Genomic DNA, 17,717 nt, shown 5'->3' on the forward strand with positions numbered 1-17,717 from the left:
CCGGGCAGCCCGGCCGGCCGGAACGGACGGGCGAGGATGTCGGCCGTGGTCGTTACGCTGCCGCCGTGACCGATCTGACGAGTGGCGTCGGCAAGCTGCCGAGCGCCGAGGACGAGGCCTGCTTCTGGGCGCTCGTCGAGTCCGCCTGGGAGCGGCTCGGCCCCGAGCCTGCCGCGCTGCGCCGGGCGCTGCTGACCCGTGATCCGGAGTCCGACGACGATGACGACGGCCGTTACGCCCTCGACCCGTGGCTCGATCCGTTCCTCGACAGCCTCCGGCAGCTCACCGCCGAACTGTCCAGTGCGGAGCTGACCGACCTGGACCGGGTGGTCGAGCGCAAGCTGCACGACATCGACCGGGCCGACGTGCACGAGGTGACCGACGGCTCCGACGACGGTTTCCTCTACTGCCGCGGCTTCGTCGTCGCTCTCGGGCGCGAGTTCTACGAGGCGGTCAGCGCGAATCCCGCAGTGGCCGTCCCGGACGGGGAGTGCGAGGCCATGTGTTACTTCTTCGCCCGCCTGCACGACAAGCGCTTCGGCGGCTGGCCGGAGACCGGCTCGGGCATCTCCCGGGAGTCCTGCACCAATCCGGCCGGCTGGAGCGCCTGACGCCCGCGCGCCGCTGCCGGGTGTGGGCCCGCGACGACCCGCACACTTACCGTGATCGCCAACCTGAGGAGCCTCATGCAGTACGCGCCCGTCGTCGTCGCCCTGCCGATCGCCGATCGTCCGACCTCGTACCGCTTCTACTCGGAGGGGCTCGGGCTGGAGGCCGTCGGCGAGCCGGCCGAGGACGGCGTTCCCGAGCCCTTGCAGTACGCCCTCAACGACGGTCTCCGCGTCATGCTGGTCCCCACCGGCGGCTTCGGCTGGGTGATCGGCGACCACGAGGTGGCCGGGCGCGGGCAGAGCGAGTGCGTCGTCAGCCTCCCGGCCGCGACGCCGGCCGAGGTCGACGAGCTGGTCGGGCGGGCCCGGGCCGCAGGCGCGCAGGTCGTCGTCGAGCCGGGCCCGCAGCCGTGGGGCTACACGGGCACCTTCGCCGACCCGGACGGCCACCTCTGGACGGTGCTCGCCGAATCGCGCTGACGCCGCCCACCGCGCCGAGCGTGCGCTGCTCGCCGAGTCGCGCCGACGCCACCGAGCCGCGACCGAGCAGGACACGGACGGCCCGGGTCGTGATGACCCGGACCGTCCGTCGACAGGGCAGGCGTACGAGAGATCAGAGGGTGCGGTGCGGGTAGCCGGCGCTGCCGGGCCCCGGGACGACCTCGGTCTCGGTCACCACGTACTCCGTGTCGGGGGTGACGGTGGTGGTCGGCCGGTCGTCGGCGTCGGAGCGGCGCTTGGCGGCCGTGGCGGCTCCGGCCGCTGCCGCCCCGGCCACGGCGGCGCCCGCCGCCACGGCCTTACCGGACACCCCGGCGCTGCCGCTGTCGCCGCGCGTGGCCGCCGCGTGCTCGACGCCCGGGGTGCCGACCCCGATGCCGCTGTCGACCCTGCCGCGCCAGGCGCCGGTCTCGACGCCGCGCTCCTCGATGTACGTCTTGAACTTGCGCAGGTCGGATTCGGCCTGCCGCTCGATGATGTTGAGCTTGTCGCCGGCCTTCTCGATCAGGCCTTCGGGCTCGTACTCCAGGTGCAGCCGGACCATGGTGCGGTCGGCGCCGACGGGCTGGAAGTAGACCGCGCCGGCGTTGGTGACGCCCTCGGTGGCCGCCCAGGCCACCTTCTGGTCGGGCACCTGCTCCAGGACCTTGGCGTCCCACTCGCGCTGGACGCCGGCGATCTCGGCCACCCAGTGCATCCGCCTGTCGTCGAGTTGGCGCACCTCACGCACGCCGCCCATGAAGCGGGGGAACTCCTCGAACTGCGTCCACTGGTTGTACGCGGTGCTGACCGGAACCTGTACTTCGATGGACTTCTCGACCTTCGTGGTCATTGGCAATCCTCCTCGTCAGGTCGAACCGCTCCGTTCGGTGTCAAGAGCCGTCCTCGTCAATCGAACTCCTACCCCCGTCGTGGACGCTCAATCGCCCGACCTGCCGAGGCACCACTTCGGACAGCGGCGATCCGGCCGATCGGCCGGCGGAGCGGAACCGGCTGCCGCCCGGGACCGGAAGAGCCGGTCAGTCCGCCTGCTCCGGGAGCCCGCGCAGGCGGGGAACCGGCGAGAAGAGCACCCACAGCACCCCGGCGAGGGCACCCGCCGTCGCGATCCAGAGCGCCGGCCGTACGCCGAGGGTGGTGCCGAGCGCGCCGCCGAGCAGCGCGCCGATCGGCCGGATGCCGTAGTTGACGGTGCGCCGGGCCCCGGCCACCCGGGCCAGCAGCGACTGTGGGGTGAGCGCGGTCTGCACCGAGCCGACCGTGATGTCGAGCAGCATCACCCCGAGGGCGGAGAGGAACTCGGCGGCGAAGAGCATCCCGACCACCAGCGGTGTCGGCCCGCCGGCGAGGGGGACGAGCAACATGGGGGCCGGGAAGAGGACGAATCCGGCCAGCAGCGTCGGTCCGACGCCGAACCGGCGGACGAGCCGGCCCGTCAGCGCCGCGCCGATCAGGCCGCCCACCGCGCTCGCGCCCAGCACCGCGCCCAGCAGGCCGGGCGAGAGGCCGAGATCCTGCGTCACGTAGAGCACGAAGAGCGCGACGAACATGAAGTTGAACAGGTTGACGGTGGTGGTGCCGAGCAGGAGCGCGCGCATCATCGGCATCCGCGCGATGAACCCCAGCCCGGCGCCGAGGGCCAGCCCGCCGCCGCGTTCGGGCGGCGGCTCCGTCGGCCGGATCCGCACCAGGAAGTACGCGGACACGACGTACGACAGGGCGTCGGCGACCAGGGCGATCGGGGCGGTGAGCACCTGCACCAGAACGCCGCCGATGCTCGGCCCGGCCACCAGCGACATCGCCCGGCTGCCGTTGATCAGGGTGTTCGCCTCGACGTAGTCGGGACGCCCGACGACGGAGACGAAGAGTGGTCCCCGTGCGACCTCGAAGATCACGGCGAGCGTGCCGACCGCGAATGCCACCACGTAGAGCTGCGGCATCGTCAACAGGTCCAGCAGGTACGCCACCGGCACGGCGGTGAGCAGCAGTGCCCGCCCGACGTCGGTGAGGATCATGAGGCGGCGCTTGTACGGGTACCGGTCCACCCAGGCGCCGACGAGCAGTGAGAAGAGCAGGTTCGGGGCGAGCGCGGCGGCGGTCAGGTAGCCCATCTCGGCGGGGCTCGCCTGGAACACCAGCACGGCCAGCAGTGGCAGGGCCAGAGTGGAGATCTCGTCGCCGAAGTACGAGACGGTCTGCGCCGACCAGTACCGGCGGAACATCCGCTCGCGCAGCAGCCGGGGCAGCGGCCCGCGCCGGGCGGGACCGCCGGGCGGGACGGCGACCGGAACGTCGGTCGCTTGACCGCTCACCGGTCGCCCTCCCGCTCACCGGGGTTGCGGGCCTCCGCTCCGCTGACCGGAGGCTCTCCGTCACCGCCGCTGCCGGCGCCAACGGTGACCGCGTTGGCGCCGGCCCTCGGGCTGTTGGCGCCGGCCGTCGGGCTGGGGGCGTCGGCGGGGGCACCGGTGGGCGGCGGGTCGGCCAGGACGTCCAGGCGGATGAGGCTGACCTTCCGGCTGCCGGCCGGGCGCTTCGTCGGGTCGACGAGCCGGTCGTCGTACTCGGTGAGCAGGTCGTCGATCCGCGCCCTCAGCGCGGCCATCTCCTCGGCGGTGACGTACACCTGCTGGTCACCGAAGCCGGTGACCGCCCGCCAGGCCGTCGACTCTTCGGCGCGTCGGGCCAGGAACTCCTCGGCCTTGCGCACGTAGAGGGCGAGCTGGACGGCGCTCAGTTCGTCGATGGCCGCCCGGGTCTGCGGGTCGTTCGAGGTGTCGTCCCAGGAGGTGTTCAGGGCGGTGGCCCGCCAGGGCCGCTCGCGGGCGTCGGCGCCGGGTGCCCGCTCGGCGAGCCCGTACTTGGCGAGCTGCCGGAGGTGAAAGGAGCAGTTCGGCACGCTCTCGCCGAGCCGCTCGGCAGCCTGGGTCGCGGTCATCGGACCCTGCTGGCGCAGCAGCCCGATCAGCGCCATCCGCAGCGGGTGCGCGTAGCCCCGTAGGGCCTTGGGATCGGAGAGCTTCACTTCGGGTAACGACATACGCTAAAGCTATCTTTATAAAGAACCCTTTAGCAACACCCCGGCCGCCACCACCCACCCCGGGGAAGGACCGCCCGACACCGCGTCCGCCAGAGTTGATCAGGACGCCGTGGACGTTGAAGGCGCTGGGTAGCGTCCATGGCGTCCTGATCACCAGGGCGCTGCCGCAGCGGGTTTCCGAGGGCTGCCCACGCTGCGGCGGGTGGCCACGCTCGACCGGCAGGCGTCAGCTGTAGATGGTGGCCGCGTACCCCGGGCCGTAGTGGCGTTCCAGGTCGGCCAGGCTCTCCGCCGGGTTCTCGACCTCCTTGATAAGCCGGGCCCGGGACGGCAGCACGTCCGGCTCCCAGCTCTCCGGCTGCCACAGCTGGGAGCGCAGGAACGCCTTGGCGCAGTGGTAGAAGATCTGCTCGATCTCCACCACCAGGGCGAGGACCGGGCGATGCCCCTCGACCACCATCTCGTCGAACCAGGGAGCGTCGCGGACCAGCCGGGCCCGGCCGTTGATCCGCAGGGTGTCGGTGCGCCCGGGGATCAGGAAGATCAACCCGACGTGCGGATTGTCCAGGATGTTGCGGTAGCCGTCGGCGCGCCGGTTGCCCGGCCGCTCCGGGACGGCGATGGTCCGCTCGTCCAGCACCCGGGCGAAGCCCGGCGGGTCGCCCTTCGGCGAGACGTCGCAGCTGCCGTCCGCGCCCGCCGTCGCCATCAGGCAGAACGGCGACGCGGCGAGCCACTCCCGGTCCCGTGGGTGCAGGACGGGCCGCTCCTTGGCGAGCGTCCGTGGCGTCGGCAACCCCAGCAACCCGCGCAGCTCGTCGTGCGAGGTGATCTCCACCGTCACGTGATCCTCCTCCACGCGTTGACCCCGGTGGCGGCGCGCCACCTGCGGCCAGCCTAGGAGAGCGTGACCAGCGCGAGGTTTCCCACCGTGAGGCGGGGGTACCGCCTCAACCGCGCGCCCGGAGAGACCGAGCAGTGGAGGCCTGATGGAGAGCCGACTCAAGGTGCTGGGCCATCCCGTCCACCCGATGCTGGTGATGTTCCCGGTCGCCCTGCTGGTCACCGCGGTCCTGTTCGACCTGGTGGACACCGTGGGCGGGCCGGACTTCCTCGGCGAGGTCGCGTACTGGAACATCACCGTCGGCCTCGTCGGCGGCCTGCTGGCCGCGTTGGCCGGGACGTTCGACCTGCTGGCCATCCCGTCGGCCACCCGCGCGAAGCGGGTGGCGCTGACCCACGCCGCCGCCAACGTCGCGGTGATCCTGCTCTTCGCCGCGGTCTGGGTGGTCCGGCTCAACGCCGACTCGCGGGCCGCCGGCGGCGCGCTGATCGCCATCGAGGTGGTCGCGCTGGCCATCCTCGGCGTGAGCGCGTGGCTGGGCGGCGAACTGGTCGACCGGCTCGGCGTCGGCGTGGACCGGGACGCGGGGCTGGACGCGCCCAGCTCACTGCGTCCCTCGGCGGCCAGCCACCGGATCGGCGAGGCCCGATGAGTGGCCGGGCCGTGGACGGGAGGACCGTCTTGAGCGAGCGAGTCATCGGCGGAGGGGCGTCATGAGCGAACAGGGCGGTGGGGCCGGGCGGGGCTGGCGCGGTCGACAGCAGGGCTGGGATCCGATGGGCGAACTCCAGTCCCTGCGTTCGGAGCTGCGCCGGCTGGTCGGCGGACGGACCGGGTCGCCGGACGTCGAGCTGACCGAGACCGCCGACGGCTGGGAGGTCGTGGTGCGGCTGCCCGGGGTGGCGCCGGAGGAGGTGGCGGTCGAGCTGGACGACCGTGAGCTCTGCGTCCGGGCCCGCTCGGAGGCCGAGGTCAACGCCGACCACGGCATCCCCGGCGGCTTCGAGACCCGGGGCTTCGAGTACCGGGTCGACCTGCCGTCCCGCGTGGACCCCGACGCCATCGACGCGGTCATGGACCACGGCCTGCTCCGGGTGCGACTGCCCCGGGCCGCCCGGCCCGCGCCGCGCACCATCACCGTCGGCCGCACCGGTCCCCGCCCCACCAACCCCGCCGGGGGTACGCCGAGCGTCGTCGACCCGGCCGCGGACCGGGAGATGCACCGCCCGGACATCGCCCTCGACGAGACCGACCGGCCGTAACGCCGCCCGTGGTCACCCCGGACCTGCTCGGCCCGGCGACCGGGCGCGTGCCCGACGTCGAGCGGATCGCCGTGCTGCGCGCCAACGCGCTCGGCGACTTCATCTTCGTCCTGCCGGCGCTGGAGGCGTTGCGGGCCGCGTACCCGGAGGCGGAGATCGTGCTGCTCGGCGCGCCGTGGCACGCGAAGCTCTGGCGCGACCGGCCCGGGCCCGTGGACCGCGTGCTGGTGGTGCCGCCCGTGCCGGGGATCCGTGGCCCCGATCCGGGCGAGCCGGAGCCGGCGCTGGACGACTTCCTCGCCGCCGCCCGCCAGGAACGCTTCGACCTGGCGTTGCAACTGCACGGCGGCGGCGCCAACTCCAATCCGTTCGTCGCCGCCCTCGGCGCGCGGGTCACCGCCGGGCTGCGCGCCGAGGACGCGCCGCCGCTGGACCGCTGGATCCGGTACGTCTACTACCAGCACGAGGTGATCCGCTACCTGGAGGTGGCGGGCCTGGTCGGCGCGGGCGCCACCACGATCGTCCCGACGCTGGCCGTGACCGACGCCGACCGGGCCGAGGTGGCCGAGGTGCTCGGCCCGGCGCGGCGGCCGAGGGTGGCGCTGCATCCCGGCGCCACGGACACCCGCCGGCGCTGGCCCGCCGAACGCTTCGCCGAGGTGGCCCGCGAGCTGGTCGGCGACGGGTACGAGGTGCTGGTCACCGGCACCGCCGCCGAACAGGACGTGGTGGACCGGGTGGTCGCGGCGGCCGGGGTGCCGGTGCGGCCACAGGTGGGCACGCTCAGCCTCGGCGGGCTGGCCGGCTGCTACGCAGGTTGCGAGCTGGTGGTCTCCAACGACACCGGGCCCCTGCACCTGGCCGCCGCCGTGGGTACCGCCACCGTGGGCATCTACTGGGTCGGCAACCTGATCACGGTCGCGAACCTGCTGCGCGGCCGGCACCGGCCGATCAGCTCGTGGACGGTGCTCTGCCCGGTCTGCGGGGTGGACTGCACCCCCGGCATCTACCCGCACCGCCCCGGCGACGGCGAGTGCCCCCACCGGGACTCCTTCGTCACCGACGTGCCGGTGGTCGAGGTCGTGGAGGCGGCCCGGGAACTGCTCCGCCCGCAGCCCGGAGCACCCTGAGCGGCCCGTCGGAGACGGGCCGCCCGGCTGGTACGACCGGTGACCGGCTGTGCCGCAGGTCAGCCGTGGAAGTCGGCGTTCACGGAGACCTCCGCGAAGCGGCCGGCAGCCAGACTCTCGCGGGTGATCGTGTAGTAGACGGTGGCGTAGTCGGTCTCGAAGTCGTCGCCGACCTTCTCCTCGTTCAGGAAGAACTCGGCCAGCAGCACCTCTCCCCTCTCCTCGTTGACGGGAACGCCAAGGCCACCGGTGTTCGACAGCCCGTGACCACCGAGGACGATTACTTCGTCGCCGTCGTGCTCGTCGCCGAGGCTCCACACGATGCTCCGGTAGTCGGGCTCGTCGTCGCGGTCGCCCCAGGTGTAGCCCGGAGTGACGGAAGGGCGCTCGGGCAGGCTCCAGTTCGGCGTGGCGTGCAGGGGGAAACGGTCGTACGGGTCCCAGCCGGAGGGCGACTCCGCCTCGGCGACCGCCGCGCCGGCCGGCACGTGGATCACCTGACCGGTGTAGGTGGGCATTTCCGGCGTCACGAAGAACACCAGGGTGCCGTCGCTGGGCAGGTCGAGGTCGAGCGCGCCGTCGGGGAGCGCGGCGAGGTCGATCGAGGCCAGGTGGACGGTGTCGTCCGGCCAGGCCACCGAGGCGGGCAGCGAGGGCGTGCCGCCGAAGTGCCCGACCACCGGGCCGCTGCCGTCCTTCTCCAGATAGAGGCAGGGGCGCGCGAGGCGCAGCCACCAGTCGATGGCGTCGTCGGGCATTCCCTTCTTCTGGGCAGCGGCGCGAAACGCTTCCAGTTCATTCACGGACCGCATTGTGGCAAGGGGGTGAGACAACCGAGGACCGGCACTCACACCCGCTGAGGCGCGTCCTCGTCGGCGAGCACGACCTCCCACGCCTCCACCTCGCGGTCGGTGACCGTGGTCGGCGACTCCAGGTGGTACGCGCCGCTGGGCAGGACGCCGGCGCCGCCGAAGCGCGCCAGCACGGCGAGCTGCGCGGCGACGTCCTCGCCCTGGTGCTTCTCGTCCACCCGACGCCAGAAGTCGAAGCCACCGGCGTCGAGCAGCTTCGCCCGGTCGTAGAGCACGCAGCCGCCGACCCAGGACACCTTGTACGCCCGCCAGGCACCCGCCGGCAGGTCCAGCTTCCGGGTGACGTGCAGCAGGTTCGCCGCCGAGTGGATCGACGCCCGCTCCCACTCCGGGGTGCCGGGGCGGATCCGCTCCGGGGTGGGCGGGCCGTCCCACTCCTCGTAGTGCCGGTGCGTCTCCGGCCGGACGTCCTCGGCGTACGACAGCCCGTGCACCGCGTTGCCGACGAAGCCGCAGCCCAACTCCCCGATGGCGGTGACCAGCCGGCGCAGCGTGCCCGGCTCCAGCCAGACGTCGTCGTCGAGGCAGAGCACGTACCGGGCGGCGGACGCGGCCAGCAGGTAAGCCCGGTGCTCGGCCAGCCCGCGCCGGGGCAGCCGGCGGGTCAGCAGCACCGGGTGCCCCCGGTGGCGCAGCGCCCGGACCATGGTGGCCGCCGCCGGGTGCCGGTACGCGGCGTCGCCGTCGGACTGGTCGCTGACCACCACCCCGAAGCCGGGTACGCCCTCCTGGGCGGCCAGCCCGGAGAGGGTGACCGCCAGTTCGGCGGGGCGGTTGCGGGTCGGGATCAGCACGTCGAGCAGGCGTCGCGCGCGGAACCCGTCGGCCGTGCCGGGGTCGAGCGGGCGGTTCACGACGGTTCGGGAGTCAGGGAGGTGTCCTCCTGCGGCTCATGGCCGTGCGCCCGGATCCGGTCGATGATCGCCGAGGTGGACCGGTCCGGTACGTAACCGAGGGTGCGTACCTGCCCGCCGAGCCGGCGCACCAGCGGCGCCTCCGGCACCATCTCCGGCGGGTAGTCGCCGCCCTTGACGTACACGTCGGGGCGGACCGCCTCGATCAGCTCCGTCGGGGAGTCCTCCTCGAAGACCACCACGTGGTCGACGCAGGCCAGCGCGGCGAGCAGGGCGATCCGGTCCTCGACCGGGTTCACCGGCCGGTCCGGGCCCTTCAGCCGGCGTACGCTGCCGTCGGAGTTGACCGCCACCACCAGCAGGTCGCCGAGCGCGCGGGCCTGCTCCAGGTAACGCACGTGGCCCCGGTGCAGCACGTCGAAGCAGCCGTTGGTGAAGACGACCGAGCGGCCCGCCCGGCGGTGCTCCGCGACGACGGCGGCCAACCCGTCGGTGTCGACCAGCGCCCGGTGGCCCGCCCGCTCGACCGGTGCGTCCAGCGCGACGAGCAGGTCGTCGCGGCGGCACACGCAGGTGCCGGTGTCCGAGACGGTGATGGTGGCGGCGAGCTGGGCCAGCTGGGCGGCGGTGGGCAGCGGCGCGTCCGCGGCGAGCGCCAGCGTCATCGCCGCCAGGTACGCGTCGCCCGCCCCGACCGCGTGGCTGGCCGGCACCGGGGTGCTGTGGCTGCGCCGGGGCTCGCCGTCCGCCCCGCCGACCACCGCGCCGTCGGTGTCCAGGGTCACCGCCACCACGTCCGCGCCGGTGTGCGCGCGCAGCTCGGCGAGGCGGGACTCGGCGAGCACGGCCCGGTCGACGCCCTCGCCGGCCGTGGCGTTCACGGTGACGCCGGTGCCGGTCACGGTGAGCCCGTCGCCGGTCATCGCCACCCGACCCTCGCCGGCCGACGGCTCGCCGGTCGGGTTCGTCGGGCCGGGACGGTGGGCGGCGTGGTGCGCCCCGGCGCCGCCCGGGGAGACGCCCACCGTCAGCTCGGAGGGTCCGTCGGCCCGGTCGCCGTCGGAGTGGTCCAGGTGCAGCCCGGCGTGGGGCGCCGGCCGGGCTCCGCCGGCCCGGGCGAGCAGCCGGGTCGCCTCGGCGAAGCTGGGCGTCACCACGGTCGGGGCGAGACCGCGCCAGTCGGCCAGGTCGTGGGCGTCCAGCGCGACCGTGGCGTACCGCTCCCGGTTGGTCACCAGCCAGGCGCGGACGGCGGCGGGCAGCGCGCCCAGGCCGTAGTCGCAGACCACCAGGGTGGGCGCCTCGCCACCGGCGGCGCGTAGCTCCTCGGTGGCGCAGTCCAGCGCGGTGAGCAGCCGCGTCACCCCGTCGTCGTCGAGCGCGTCGTCGGCGTCGCCGGAGTCCTCCCGCAGCAGGATCTGGTTGCCCGCCAGCATGCGCCGCTTCACCGGCGTCGGCCGGCCGTGCTGGGCGACCGTACGGTCCCAGACGCCGGCCCGGTCCAGACAGTCGTGCAGTTCGTCGCCGGCCACGTCCGCGCCGACCGGTGCCACCAGCACCGCCCGGCCCCCGAGCGCGGCGACGTTGACGGCCGTGTTCGCCGCCCCGCCGGCTGCGGAGATCCGCCGGCGCAGCGTGAGGACCGGGGCGGGCGCCTCCCGGCAGAGCCGGTCGGAGTCGGCGAAGCGCCACTCGTCGAGCATGGCGTCACCGACGACCAGGACGGTACGACCCAGCCAGCCCTCCACCACCGCGGCGAGCCGGCGCTGTTCCGCTGCTCCTCCTGCCATGCCGTCCCGGGTCCCCCGGGGCATCCTGGCCAAACCTGCCGCCATCGGGGAGGGGTTTCGGGCACCGGGCCCCGGGAAGGGACGGAGGGTACCCCGGAGAGGAGAGACACCGAGATGGCAGCGACGACACTTCAGGGCAAGCGGATCGCGTTCCTGGCCGCCGACGGCGTCGAGGAGGTCGAGTACGTCCAGCCCCGCGAGGCGGTGGAGCAGGCCGGCGCCACGGTGGAGCTGGTCTCGCTCAAGCCCGGCACGATCCAGTCCTTCAACCACCTGGACCAGTCCAAGACGTACGACGTGGACGTGACGGCGGCCGACGCGGACGCCGGCGGCTACGACGCGTTGGTGCTGCCCGGCGGGGTGGCGAACCCGGATTTCCTGCGGACCGATCCGCACGCGGTGCGTTTCGTCCGGGCGTTCTTCGACGCCGGCAAGCCGGTCGGGGTGATCTGCCACGGGCCGTGGACGCTGGTCGAGGCGGACGTGGTGCGGGGCCGCCGGATCACCTCCTGGCCCAGCCTGCGCACCGACCTCACCAACGCCGGCGCGGACTGGGTCGACGAGGAGGTCGTCGCGGACGGCGGCCTGGTCAGCAGCCGTAAGCCGGACGATCTGCCGGCCTTCTGTGCGAGGATCGTCGAAGAGTTCGCCGGAGGCCCGCACTCGTCCCGCTGACCCGTCGTCGGTCGTGGGGCCGGTGGTCCGTAGCGCCGCCGGCCTCCCGACCGACGAGGTGCACGCCTTTCCGCGCGCATGTCTCAGGTGGGCGGGGAAAGGAGGCGGGATGACGACGCAAGCCCCGGCGCTCGGCGGGCGGCAGATCCGGCTGCTGATGTTCGGCCTGATGACCGGCATGCTGCTGGCCGCGCTCGACCAGACGATCGTCGGCACCGCGCTGCCGACGATCGTCGGTGAGCTGGGCGGGATCAACCACTACTCGTGGGTGGTGACGGCGTACCTGCTCGCCTCCACGGCCTCGACGCCGCTCTACGGCAAGATGGCCGACCTGTACGGGCGGCGCCCCGTCTTCCTCTTCTCCATCAGCACGTTCCTGCTCGGCTCGCTGCTGGCCGGCCTGTCGCAGGACATGACCCAGCTCATCGTCACCCGGGGGGTGCAGGGTCTCGGCGCCGGCGGCCTGATGACGCTCGCGTTCACCATCATCTCGGACGTGGTGTCGCCCCGGGAGCGCGGTCGCTACCAGGGGCTGTTCGGGGCGGTCTTCGGCCTCTCCTCGGTCGCCGGCCCGCTGGTCGGCGGTTACTTCGCCGAGACCGACTGGCGGTGGATCTTCTACATCAACCTGCCGCTGGGGATCCTGGCGATCGTCGTGTGCTCCCGGGTGCTGCGGCTGGTCCCGTTCACCCGGCGCGACCACTCGATCGACTGGGTCGGCGCGGCGCTGCTGGTCGCCGGGGTGAGCTGCCTGCTGCTCGCGCTGAGCTGGGGCGGCAACGAGTACGCCTGGGGCTCCGGGGTGATCGTCGGCCTCTTCGTCGCGGGCGCGGTGCTCGGCGTGCTCTTCGTGCTCCAGGAGGCCCGGGTGGCCGAGCCGATCCTGCCGCTGCGGCTGTTCCGCAGCGCCACGTTCGCGCTGGCCAACTCGGCCGGCTTCGTGCTCGGCCTGGTGATGTTCGGCTCGATCATCTTCATTCCGCTCTACCTCCAGATCGTCCGGGGCGCCTCGCCGACCCGCAGCGGCCTGCTGATGCTGCCGATGATGGCCGGCGTCATCGTCACCTCGGTGCTGACCGGCCGGGCGATGAGCCGGATCGGGCGCTACAAGTGGTTCCCGGTGGCCGGCGCGGTGGTGCTCCTGGTCGGCATGCTGCTGTTCACCCGACTGGAGGTGGACACCTCCCTCTGGGTGGCCTTCGGCTACATGGTCGTGATCGGCATCGGGCTGGGGCTCTGCATGCAGTCGCTGATCCTGGCCGTGCAGAACGCGGTGTCGATGCGGGACCTGGGCGCCGGCACCTCGTCGGCCACATTCTTCCGGTCGCTGGGCGGCTCGTTCGGCGTCGCCATCCTCGGCGCGGTGCTGTCGGCGCGGCTCACCTCGGAACTCGCCGCCCGGCTGCCGGCGGCGATCGCCCAGCTGCCGCCGGAGCAGCAGGCCGCAGTGGCGGCGAGCGGCGGGGCGGACGTCTCGGTCAACGACCCGGCGACGATCCTGGCGCTTCCCGCCCCGGTACGCGCCGCCGTCCAGGCGGCGTTCGTGGAGTCGCTGCACCTGGTCTTCCTCACCACCGGCCTGATCGCGATCGTGGCGGTGCTGGTCACCCTGGCGCTGCCGAACGAGAAGCTGCGCGGTGCGGGGCCGGGCGGCGCCACGGGCGGCACGGACGGCCTCGGCGGCGAGGGCCCGCCGCCCGGCGGAAAGCCGCTGTCCGGGGAGTCGAAGGAGGAGGCCGCCGCCGAGATGGAGGCGAAGAGCCAGACGATGCTCTGAGGCGGACCACCCGTGCCGCGGAGCCGGGCCGGGCCTCACGTGAGACCGGCCCCGCCAGTCCTCACTTGAGGATCAGCCGGTTGGTCTGCTCGAAGACGTCCAGGTCGGCGAGGGTCTCGGTGACGCTCGTGGAGAGCGGGGCCGGCAGCTGCGCCCGGTGGAAGAACCCGGCGTCGGTCGTCTCGTCGGTGATCCGGGCGAGTTCGCCGTCCCACTCGTCGACCCGGAACGCGGTCGTGAAGATCTGGTACGTGTGGCCGTACATGTTGGTGTGGGTGCGGTCCGGGCCGGTGTAGAGGGCGAAGGCGCTGACCCGCAGCGCGCGCAGCCCGGTCTCCTCGCGTACCTCGCGGACGGCGCAGTCGGCGATCGACTCGCCCAGCTCCATCGCCCCGGCGGGCAGGGCCCACTGCCCGTTGTCGGAGCGCTGGATGAGCAGGAGGCGCCCCGCGTTGTCGCGGACCACGGCGCGGGCGCCCACGAACATCAGCGTCCGGTCACCAGCGAGCGCGCGTAGCTGTCCCACGTACGAATCAGCCCAGGAGATGCTCACCCGGACAATTTACGGGGCTCTTCCGATCTCGGTCGGCATTCCAGGGTTCCCAACCTGTGACCGCCGACACTATTTTGTTACCCATGCGTAGCACCATGATGGACGCCCCTCTCCAGGTCTCGCGGATCCTGCGACACGGGGCCACCGTGCACGGCACGGCGGAGGTGGTCACCTGGACGGGCGGCGACCCGCGCCGGATGACGTACGCCGAGGTCGGGCGGGCGGCGGCCCGGCTGGCCCACGCGCTGCGCGACGAGTGTGGCGTCACCGGCGACGAGCGGGTCGCCACCTTCATGTGGAACAACGCCGAGCACCTGGTGGCGTACTTCGCGGTGCCCAGCATGGGCGCGGTGCTGCACACGCTCAACATCCGGCTCTTTCCGGACCAGGTCGCCTACATCGCCAACCACGCCGAGGACCGGGTGGTGCTGGTCGACTCGACGCTCATCCCGCTGCTGGCCCGGGTGATCGGCGAGATGACGACGGTGCGGCACGTGGTGGTGGTCGGCGGCGGGGACCCGGCCCCGCTCACGGCGGCGGCCGGCGACCGGATCACCGTGCACCACTGGGACGCGCTGCTGGCCGACCGTCCCGACGTCTTCGACTGGCCGGAGGTGGACGAACGCGACGCCGCCGCCCTCTGCTACACCTCGGGCACCACCGGCAACCCGAAGGGCGTGGCCTACTCGCACCGCTCGATCTACCTGCACTCGCTCCAGGTCTGCATGCCGGAGGGGTTCGGTCTCGGCCCGGTCGACCGCGAGCTGGCCATCGTGCCGATGTTCCACGCGATGTCCTGGGGGCTGCCGTACGCGGCCTTCCTCTCCGGGGCGTCACTGATCATGCCGGACCGGTTCCTCCAGGCCGGGCCGATCGCGGAGATGATCGCCGCCGAGCGGCCGACCCTGGCCGGCGCGGTGCCGACGATCTGGAACGACCTGCTGGCCCACCTGGACGCCCACGACGTGGACAGCTCCTCCCTGCGGGAGGTCATCGTGGGCGGTTCGGCCTGCCCGCCGGCGCTGATGCACGCGTTCGCCGAGCGGCACGGCATCGACGTCATCCACGCCTGGGGGATGACCGAGATGTCCCCGCTGGGCTCGGTATCCCGGCCGCCGGCCGGCGCGACGGGCGAGGAGGCCTGGCGCTACCGCTACACGCAGGGCCGGGTGCCGGCCGGGGTCGAGGCCCGCATCGTCGGCCCGCTGGGCGAGCCGCTGCCCGCCGACGGGGCGTCGGTCGGCGAGCTGGAGGTACGCGGGCCGTGGGTGACCGCCCGGTACGTCGGCGACGACGTGCCCGACGAGGAGAAGTTCCGCGACGGCTGGCTGCGTACCGGTGACGTCGGCACCCTCTCGCCCGACGGCTACATCACGCTGACCGACCGCGCCAAGGACGTCATCAAGTCCGGCGGCGAGTGGATCTCCTCGGTCGAGCTGGAGAACGCCCTGATGGCCCACCCGGCGGTGCTGGAGGCCTGCGTGGTGGGCGTGCCCGACGAGCGCTGGGGTGAGCGTCCGCTGGCCACCGTGGTGCTCCGTGAGGGGGCGTCGGCGACCGTCGAGGAGCTGCGCGAGTTCCTCGCCGAGTCGGTGGCCCGCTGGCAGTTGCCGGAGCGCTGGGCCGTCATCGACACGGTGCCGAAGACCAGCGTCGGCAAGTTCGACAAGAAGGTCGTCCGTTCCCGGTACGCCGGGGGCGAACTGAGTGTCCGGGAGCTGACCGCCCCGTAACGTTCTCAGGCGCATTGTCGCCTGTTGGGGTAGGGAACACTCCTGAACTCCCTCCCCAGGGGCGGCCCCGGCGTTCGCACCGCGCCGGGGCCGCCCGCTCCATGCGGGTCACCCCGCACCGTCATTGTTGCGAAGATTGTTCGTCTCTGTGCCCACTACGGGGAAACTTGCCCAGCTCAGACGGCTTTCCATCCCCTCGGGGCGGCCGTCACTCGTTTCCGCTGGTGGTGATCAGCACCTTGCCGACCACCGAGTTCTCCACCGCCTGGTGCGCCGCAGCGGCAGCCGAGAGCGGATGGTGGTGCAGCGGCAGGCCCGCGTCCTCGCCCACCCGGATCCCGCCCTGTGCCGCCGCGGCGGCCACGTCCACCACCGCCTGCGCCTTTGCCACCTTCGGCTCGGTGTAGACGAGCACGAACTGGAATCGCGCGTTCGGCGCCATCAACGGCCGGATCGGCAGGGTCACCTCGTCCCCGCCGTCGTCGGCGTAGACGCAGACCGCGCCGCCGCGCCCGAGCAGTTGGACGTCGGTGGCGGCGTTGCGCGCCGCGGAGACCTCGACGATGGTGTGCACCCCGTCGGGCGCGATCTTGCGGACCTCCTCGACCACGTCCTGCTGCCGGTAGTCGACCACGAAGGAGGCGCCGGCCGCCGCCGCCAGCTGCGCCTTCTCCGGGCTGCTGACCGTCGCGACCACGCAGGCGTCCGCCCACCGGGCGAGCTGGATGGCCGCGTTGCCCACCGCCCCCGCCCCGCCCTGCACGAGCACGGTGTGGTCGCTGAGCGCGCCCGCGTGCAGCCGGTCCGGCGTGTACTCGCCGGCGGTGAGGCAGCGGTGCGCGGTGAGGAAGGGGATGCCCAGGCAGGCGCCCAGGTCGAACGAGGCGTCGCCGAGGGGCACCGCCTGCCGGACCGGCACCACCGTGTACTCGGCGGCGGTGCCCCATGGCCGCTGCCACGCGGCCTCCCACAGCCACACCCGCTCGCCGATCAGCTCCCGGTCGACCCCCTCGCCGACCGCCTCGATCACCCCCGCGCCGTCCTGCCCGGGCGTCTGCCAGCCGCCCGGCAGCGGCCCCGCCCGTCGCGCCTTCCAGTCCGTCGGGTTCACCCCCGACACGGCCATGCGCACCAGGACCTCGCCGGGGCCGGGCTCCGGCACCGGCCGGTCGACCAGTTGCAGCACCGAGGCGTCGCCGGTGCGCTCGTACACGATCGCCTTCATCCCCGTCTCCTCACCCGGCGGCCCCCGGCGGGCGCCGTCGGGTGCGGTACCCGCCGCATCCCCGCTCATGCCGCCCCGCCCCATGCGACGCGTCCGCCCGCTACGCGGGCGGACGCCGGGTGAGGTTCCCCGGTGATCAGGACGGCATGGACGTCAACCGGCGGTTTCGGGGTCCACGGCGTCCTGCTCACCGAGGTCGGCGTCGATGGTCCGGGGGGTCAGGTCGCCGATCGCGTCGAGCACCACGGCCGCGAGCCGCTCGGCGTCCGGGTCCAGCGGGTACGTCCCGTGCGGCACCGCCACCACCGTCATCCGGGCGGCGGCGGCCGACCGGACGCCGTTGGACGAATCCTCCACGGCGACGCAGCGGGCCGGGTCGACGCCCAGCCGCTCGGCGACCGCCAGGTAGACGTCCGGCGCCGGCTTGCCCCGCGCGGTCTCCTCGGTCGACAGCGTGGCGCCGAACGCCCCGGTCAGGCCCGTCGCGGCCAGCGCCGCCGCGATCAGCCGGGTCGGCGACGAGCTGGCCAGCCCCAGCGGCCACCGTTCGGCCAGCCGGCGCACGACCTCGTCGGCCCCGTCGATCAGCGGTACGCGTTCCGCGTAGCGCCGGGTCATCTCCTCGACCACCTCGGCGGCGACCTGCTCGGGGCTGCGGTCGACGCCCAGCTCACCGCTGAGGTAGCGGGCCCACTCGCCGGTGCTCATGCCCATCAGCCGGCGCTGCGTGTCGGGCTGCCAGGTCCCGCCGTGCGCCGCGACGTACGCCCGCCGGACCTCCTCCCACACCGGCTCGGAGTCCACGATCACGCCGTCCAGGTCGAAGACCACCGCATCCACCACGCACCCA

General features: G+C 73.3%; 17 protein-coding genes and 1 pseudogene. 8 read left to right on the forward strand and 10 right to left on the reverse strand.

Annotated elements, in window-relative coordinates; genetic code table 11:
* The first annotated feature begins 65 nt into the window (after window positions 1–65).
* Together ACGFIR_RS03360 and ACGFIR_RS03365 are read left to right on the forward strand one after the other, a co-directional pair.
* Window positions 66–611, forward strand: coding sequence for a DUF4240 domain-containing protein (locus ACGFIR_RS03360; RefSeq protein ID WP_393142964.1), 546 nt, complete (start codon window positions 66–68; stop codon window positions 609–611).
* Window positions 612–686: 75 nt separating this feature from the next.
* Window positions 687–1,091, forward strand: a complete 405-nt coding sequence (locus ACGFIR_RS03365) for a VOC family protein (RefSeq protein WP_393000780.1) — start codon at window positions 687–689, stop codon at window positions 1,089–1,091.
* A 403-nt stretch (window positions 1,092–1,494) separates the two neighbouring features.
* Here ACGFIR_RS03365 and ACGFIR_RS03370 read toward each other — a convergent pair.
* The 4 genes and pseudogenes from ACGFIR_RS03370 to ACGFIR_RS03385 form a co-directional block, all read right to left on the reverse strand.
* Window positions 1,495–1,944, reverse strand: a pseudogene (locus ACGFIR_RS03370) (SRPBCC family protein); the annotation flags it as partial.
* A 187-nt stretch (window positions 1,945–2,131) separates the two neighbouring features.
* Window positions 2,132–3,334 carry an MFS transporter gene (locus tag ACGFIR_RS03375; protein WP_393001397.1) on the reverse strand — a complete coding sequence of 401 codons (1,203 nt, stop codon included), beginning with the start codon at window positions 3,332–3,334 and terminating at the stop codon, window positions 2,132–2,134.
* An 86-nt stretch (window positions 3,335–3,420) separates the two neighbouring features.
* Window positions 3,421–4,152 carry a winged helix-turn-helix domain-containing protein gene (locus tag ACGFIR_RS03380; RefSeq protein WP_393142966.1) on the reverse strand — a complete coding sequence of 244 codons (732 nt, stop codon included), beginning with the start codon at window positions 4,150–4,152 and terminating at the stop codon, window positions 3,421–3,423.
* A 226-nt stretch (window positions 4,153–4,378) separates the two neighbouring features.
* On the reverse strand, window positions 4,379–4,996 hold the full coding sequence (locus ACGFIR_RS03385) for a pyridoxamine 5'-phosphate oxidase family protein (protein ID WP_393142968.1): 618 nt from the start codon (window positions 4,994–4,996) through the stop codon (window positions 4,379–4,381).
* 145 nt (window positions 4,997–5,141) lie between these two features.
* On the opposite strand from ACGFIR_RS03385, the gene ACGFIR_RS03390 reads away from it, so the two are divergent.
* The 3 genes from ACGFIR_RS03390 to ACGFIR_RS03400 all read left to right on the forward strand — a co-directional run bounded on the left by ACGFIR_RS03390 (window position 5,142) and on the right by ACGFIR_RS03400 (window position 7,388).
* A complete protein-coding gene (locus tag ACGFIR_RS03390) occupies window positions 5,142–5,648 on the forward strand; it encodes a DUF2231 domain-containing protein (protein WP_393142970.1) in 507 nt (168 codons plus the stop codon).
* Between the two features lie 61 nt (window positions 5,649–5,709).
* Window positions 5,710–6,258 carry an Hsp20/alpha crystallin family protein gene (locus ACGFIR_RS03395; RefSeq protein ID WP_393142972.1) on the forward strand — a complete coding sequence of 183 codons (549 nt, stop codon included), beginning with the start codon at window positions 5,710–5,712 and terminating at the stop codon, window positions 6,256–6,258.
* An 8-nt stretch (window positions 6,259–6,266) separates the two neighbouring features.
* Window positions 6,267–7,388, forward strand: coding sequence for a glycosyltransferase family 9 protein (locus ACGFIR_RS03400; protein WP_393142974.1), 1,122 nt, complete (start codon window positions 6,267–6,269; stop codon window positions 7,386–7,388).
* Between the two features lie 59 nt (window positions 7,389–7,447).
* On the opposite strand, the gene ACGFIR_RS03405 is transcribed toward ACGFIR_RS03400, so the two are convergent.
* The 3 genes from ACGFIR_RS03405 to rfaE2 are packed head-to-tail and all read right to left on the reverse strand — an operon-like array spanning window position 7,448 to window position 10,904.
* The gene (locus tag ACGFIR_RS03405; protein WP_393142976.1) at window positions 7,448–8,191 is read right to left on the reverse strand and encodes a DUF1963 domain-containing protein; all 744 of its coding nucleotides are present in this window, start codon (window positions 8,189–8,191) and stop codon (window positions 7,448–7,450) included.
* A gap of 44 nt (window positions 8,192–8,235) precedes the next feature.
* Window positions 8,236–9,114 (reverse strand): glycosyltransferase family 2 protein, encoded by an 879-nt coding sequence (locus ACGFIR_RS03410; RefSeq protein ID WP_393142978.1) that lies wholly within the window; start codon window positions 9,112–9,114, stop codon window positions 8,236–8,238.
* Window positions 9,111–10,904 (reverse strand): D-glycero-beta-D-manno-heptose 1-phosphate adenylyltransferase, encoded by a 1,794-nt coding sequence (gene rfaE2 / locus ACGFIR_RS03415; RefSeq protein ID WP_393142980.1) that lies wholly within the window; start codon window positions 10,902–10,904, stop codon window positions 9,111–9,113. Before rfaE2 ends, ACGFIR_RS03410 begins: the two co-directional genes overlap by 4 nt.
* 114 nt (window positions 10,905–11,018) lie before the next feature.
* On the opposite strand from rfaE2, the gene ACGFIR_RS03420 reads away from it, so the two are divergent.
* Both ACGFIR_RS03420 and ACGFIR_RS03425 read left to right on the forward strand, forming a co-directional pair.
* Window positions 11,019–11,579, forward strand: coding sequence for a type 1 glutamine amidotransferase domain-containing protein (locus ACGFIR_RS03420; protein ID WP_393000762.1), 561 nt, complete (start codon window positions 11,019–11,021; stop codon window positions 11,577–11,579).
* Between the two features lie 109 nt (window positions 11,580–11,688).
* Window positions 11,689–13,356, forward strand: a complete 1,668-nt coding sequence (locus tag ACGFIR_RS03425) for an MDR family MFS transporter (protein ID WP_393000760.1) — start codon at window positions 11,689–11,691, stop codon at window positions 13,354–13,356.
* 61 nt (window positions 13,357–13,417) lie between these two features.
* On the opposite strand, the gene ACGFIR_RS03430 is transcribed toward ACGFIR_RS03425, so the two are convergent.
* Window positions 13,418–13,909 carry an NUDIX domain-containing protein gene (locus ACGFIR_RS03430; RefSeq protein ID WP_393000758.1) on the reverse strand — a complete coding sequence of 164 codons (492 nt, stop codon included), beginning with the start codon at window positions 13,907–13,909 and terminating at the stop codon, window positions 13,418–13,420.
* A gap of 98 nt (window positions 13,910–14,007) precedes the next feature.
* Between ACGFIR_RS03430 and ACGFIR_RS03435 the strand changes: the two genes are divergently transcribed.
* Window positions 14,008–15,642 (forward strand): fatty acid--CoA ligase, encoded by a 1,635-nt coding sequence (locus ACGFIR_RS03435; RefSeq protein WP_393143738.1) that lies wholly within the window; start codon window positions 14,008–14,010, stop codon window positions 15,640–15,642.
* Between the two features lie 208 nt (window positions 15,643–15,850).
* Here ACGFIR_RS03435 and ACGFIR_RS03440 read toward each other — a convergent pair whose 3' ends face one another.
* Window positions 15,851–16,867: an NADPH:quinone reductase gene (locus ACGFIR_RS03440; RefSeq protein ID WP_393000756.1), complete on the reverse strand. Its 1,017-nt coding sequence runs from the start codon at window positions 16,865–16,867 to the stop codon at window positions 15,851–15,853.
* 153 nt (window positions 16,868–17,020) lie between these two features.
* Window positions 17,021–17,710, reverse strand: coding sequence for an HAD family hydrolase (locus ACGFIR_RS03445; protein ID WP_393142982.1), 690 nt, complete (start codon window positions 17,708–17,710; stop codon window positions 17,021–17,023).
* Window positions 17,711–17,717: the final 7 nt, after the last annotated feature.

Source organism: Micromonospora sp. NPDC049051, assembly GCF_043197575.1.
Classification (GTDB): domain Bacteria; phylum Actinomycetota; class Actinomycetes; order Mycobacteriales; family Micromonosporaceae; genus Micromonospora.

Excerpts from the sequence above, each read along its gene's own strand:
- ACGFIR_RS03365 (WP_393000780.1), top strand. The coding sequence starts at position 687 with ATGCAGTACGCGCCCGTCGTCGTCGCCCTGCCGATCGCCGATCGTCCG.
- ACGFIR_RS03375 (WP_393001397.1), bottom strand. The coding sequence starts at position 3,334 with ATGTTCCGCCGGTACTGGTCGGCGCAGACCGTCTCGTACTTCGGCGAC.
- ACGFIR_RS03380 (WP_393142966.1), bottom strand. The coding sequence starts at position 4,152 with ATGTCGTTACCCGAAGTGAAGCTCTCCGATCCCAAGGCCCTACGGGGC.
- ACGFIR_RS03390 (WP_393142970.1), top strand. The coding sequence starts at position 5,142 with ATGGAGAGCCGACTCAAGGTGCTGGGCCATCCCGTCCACCCGATGCTG.
- ACGFIR_RS03395 (WP_393142972.1), top strand. The coding sequence starts at position 5,710 with ATGAGCGAACAGGGCGGTGGGGCCGGGCGGGGCTGGCGCGGTCGACAG.
- rfaE2 (WP_393142980.1), bottom strand. The coding sequence starts at position 10,904 with ATGGCAGGAGGAGCAGCGGAACAGCGCCGGCTCGCCGCGGTGGTGGAG.
- ACGFIR_RS03420 (WP_393000762.1), top strand. The coding sequence starts at position 11,019 with ATGGCAGCGACGACACTTCAGGGCAAGCGGATCGCGTTCCTGGCCGCC.
- ACGFIR_RS03425 (WP_393000760.1), top strand. The coding sequence starts at position 11,689 with ATGACGACGCAAGCCCCGGCGCTCGGCGGGCGGCAGATCCGGCTGCTG.
- ACGFIR_RS03435 (WP_393143738.1), top strand. The coding sequence starts at position 14,008 with ATGGACGCCCCTCTCCAGGTCTCGCGGATCCTGCGACACGGGGCCACC.
- ACGFIR_RS03440 (WP_393000756.1), bottom strand. The coding sequence starts at position 16,867 with ATGAAGGCGATCGTGTACGAGCGCACCGGCGACGCCTCGGTGCTGCAA.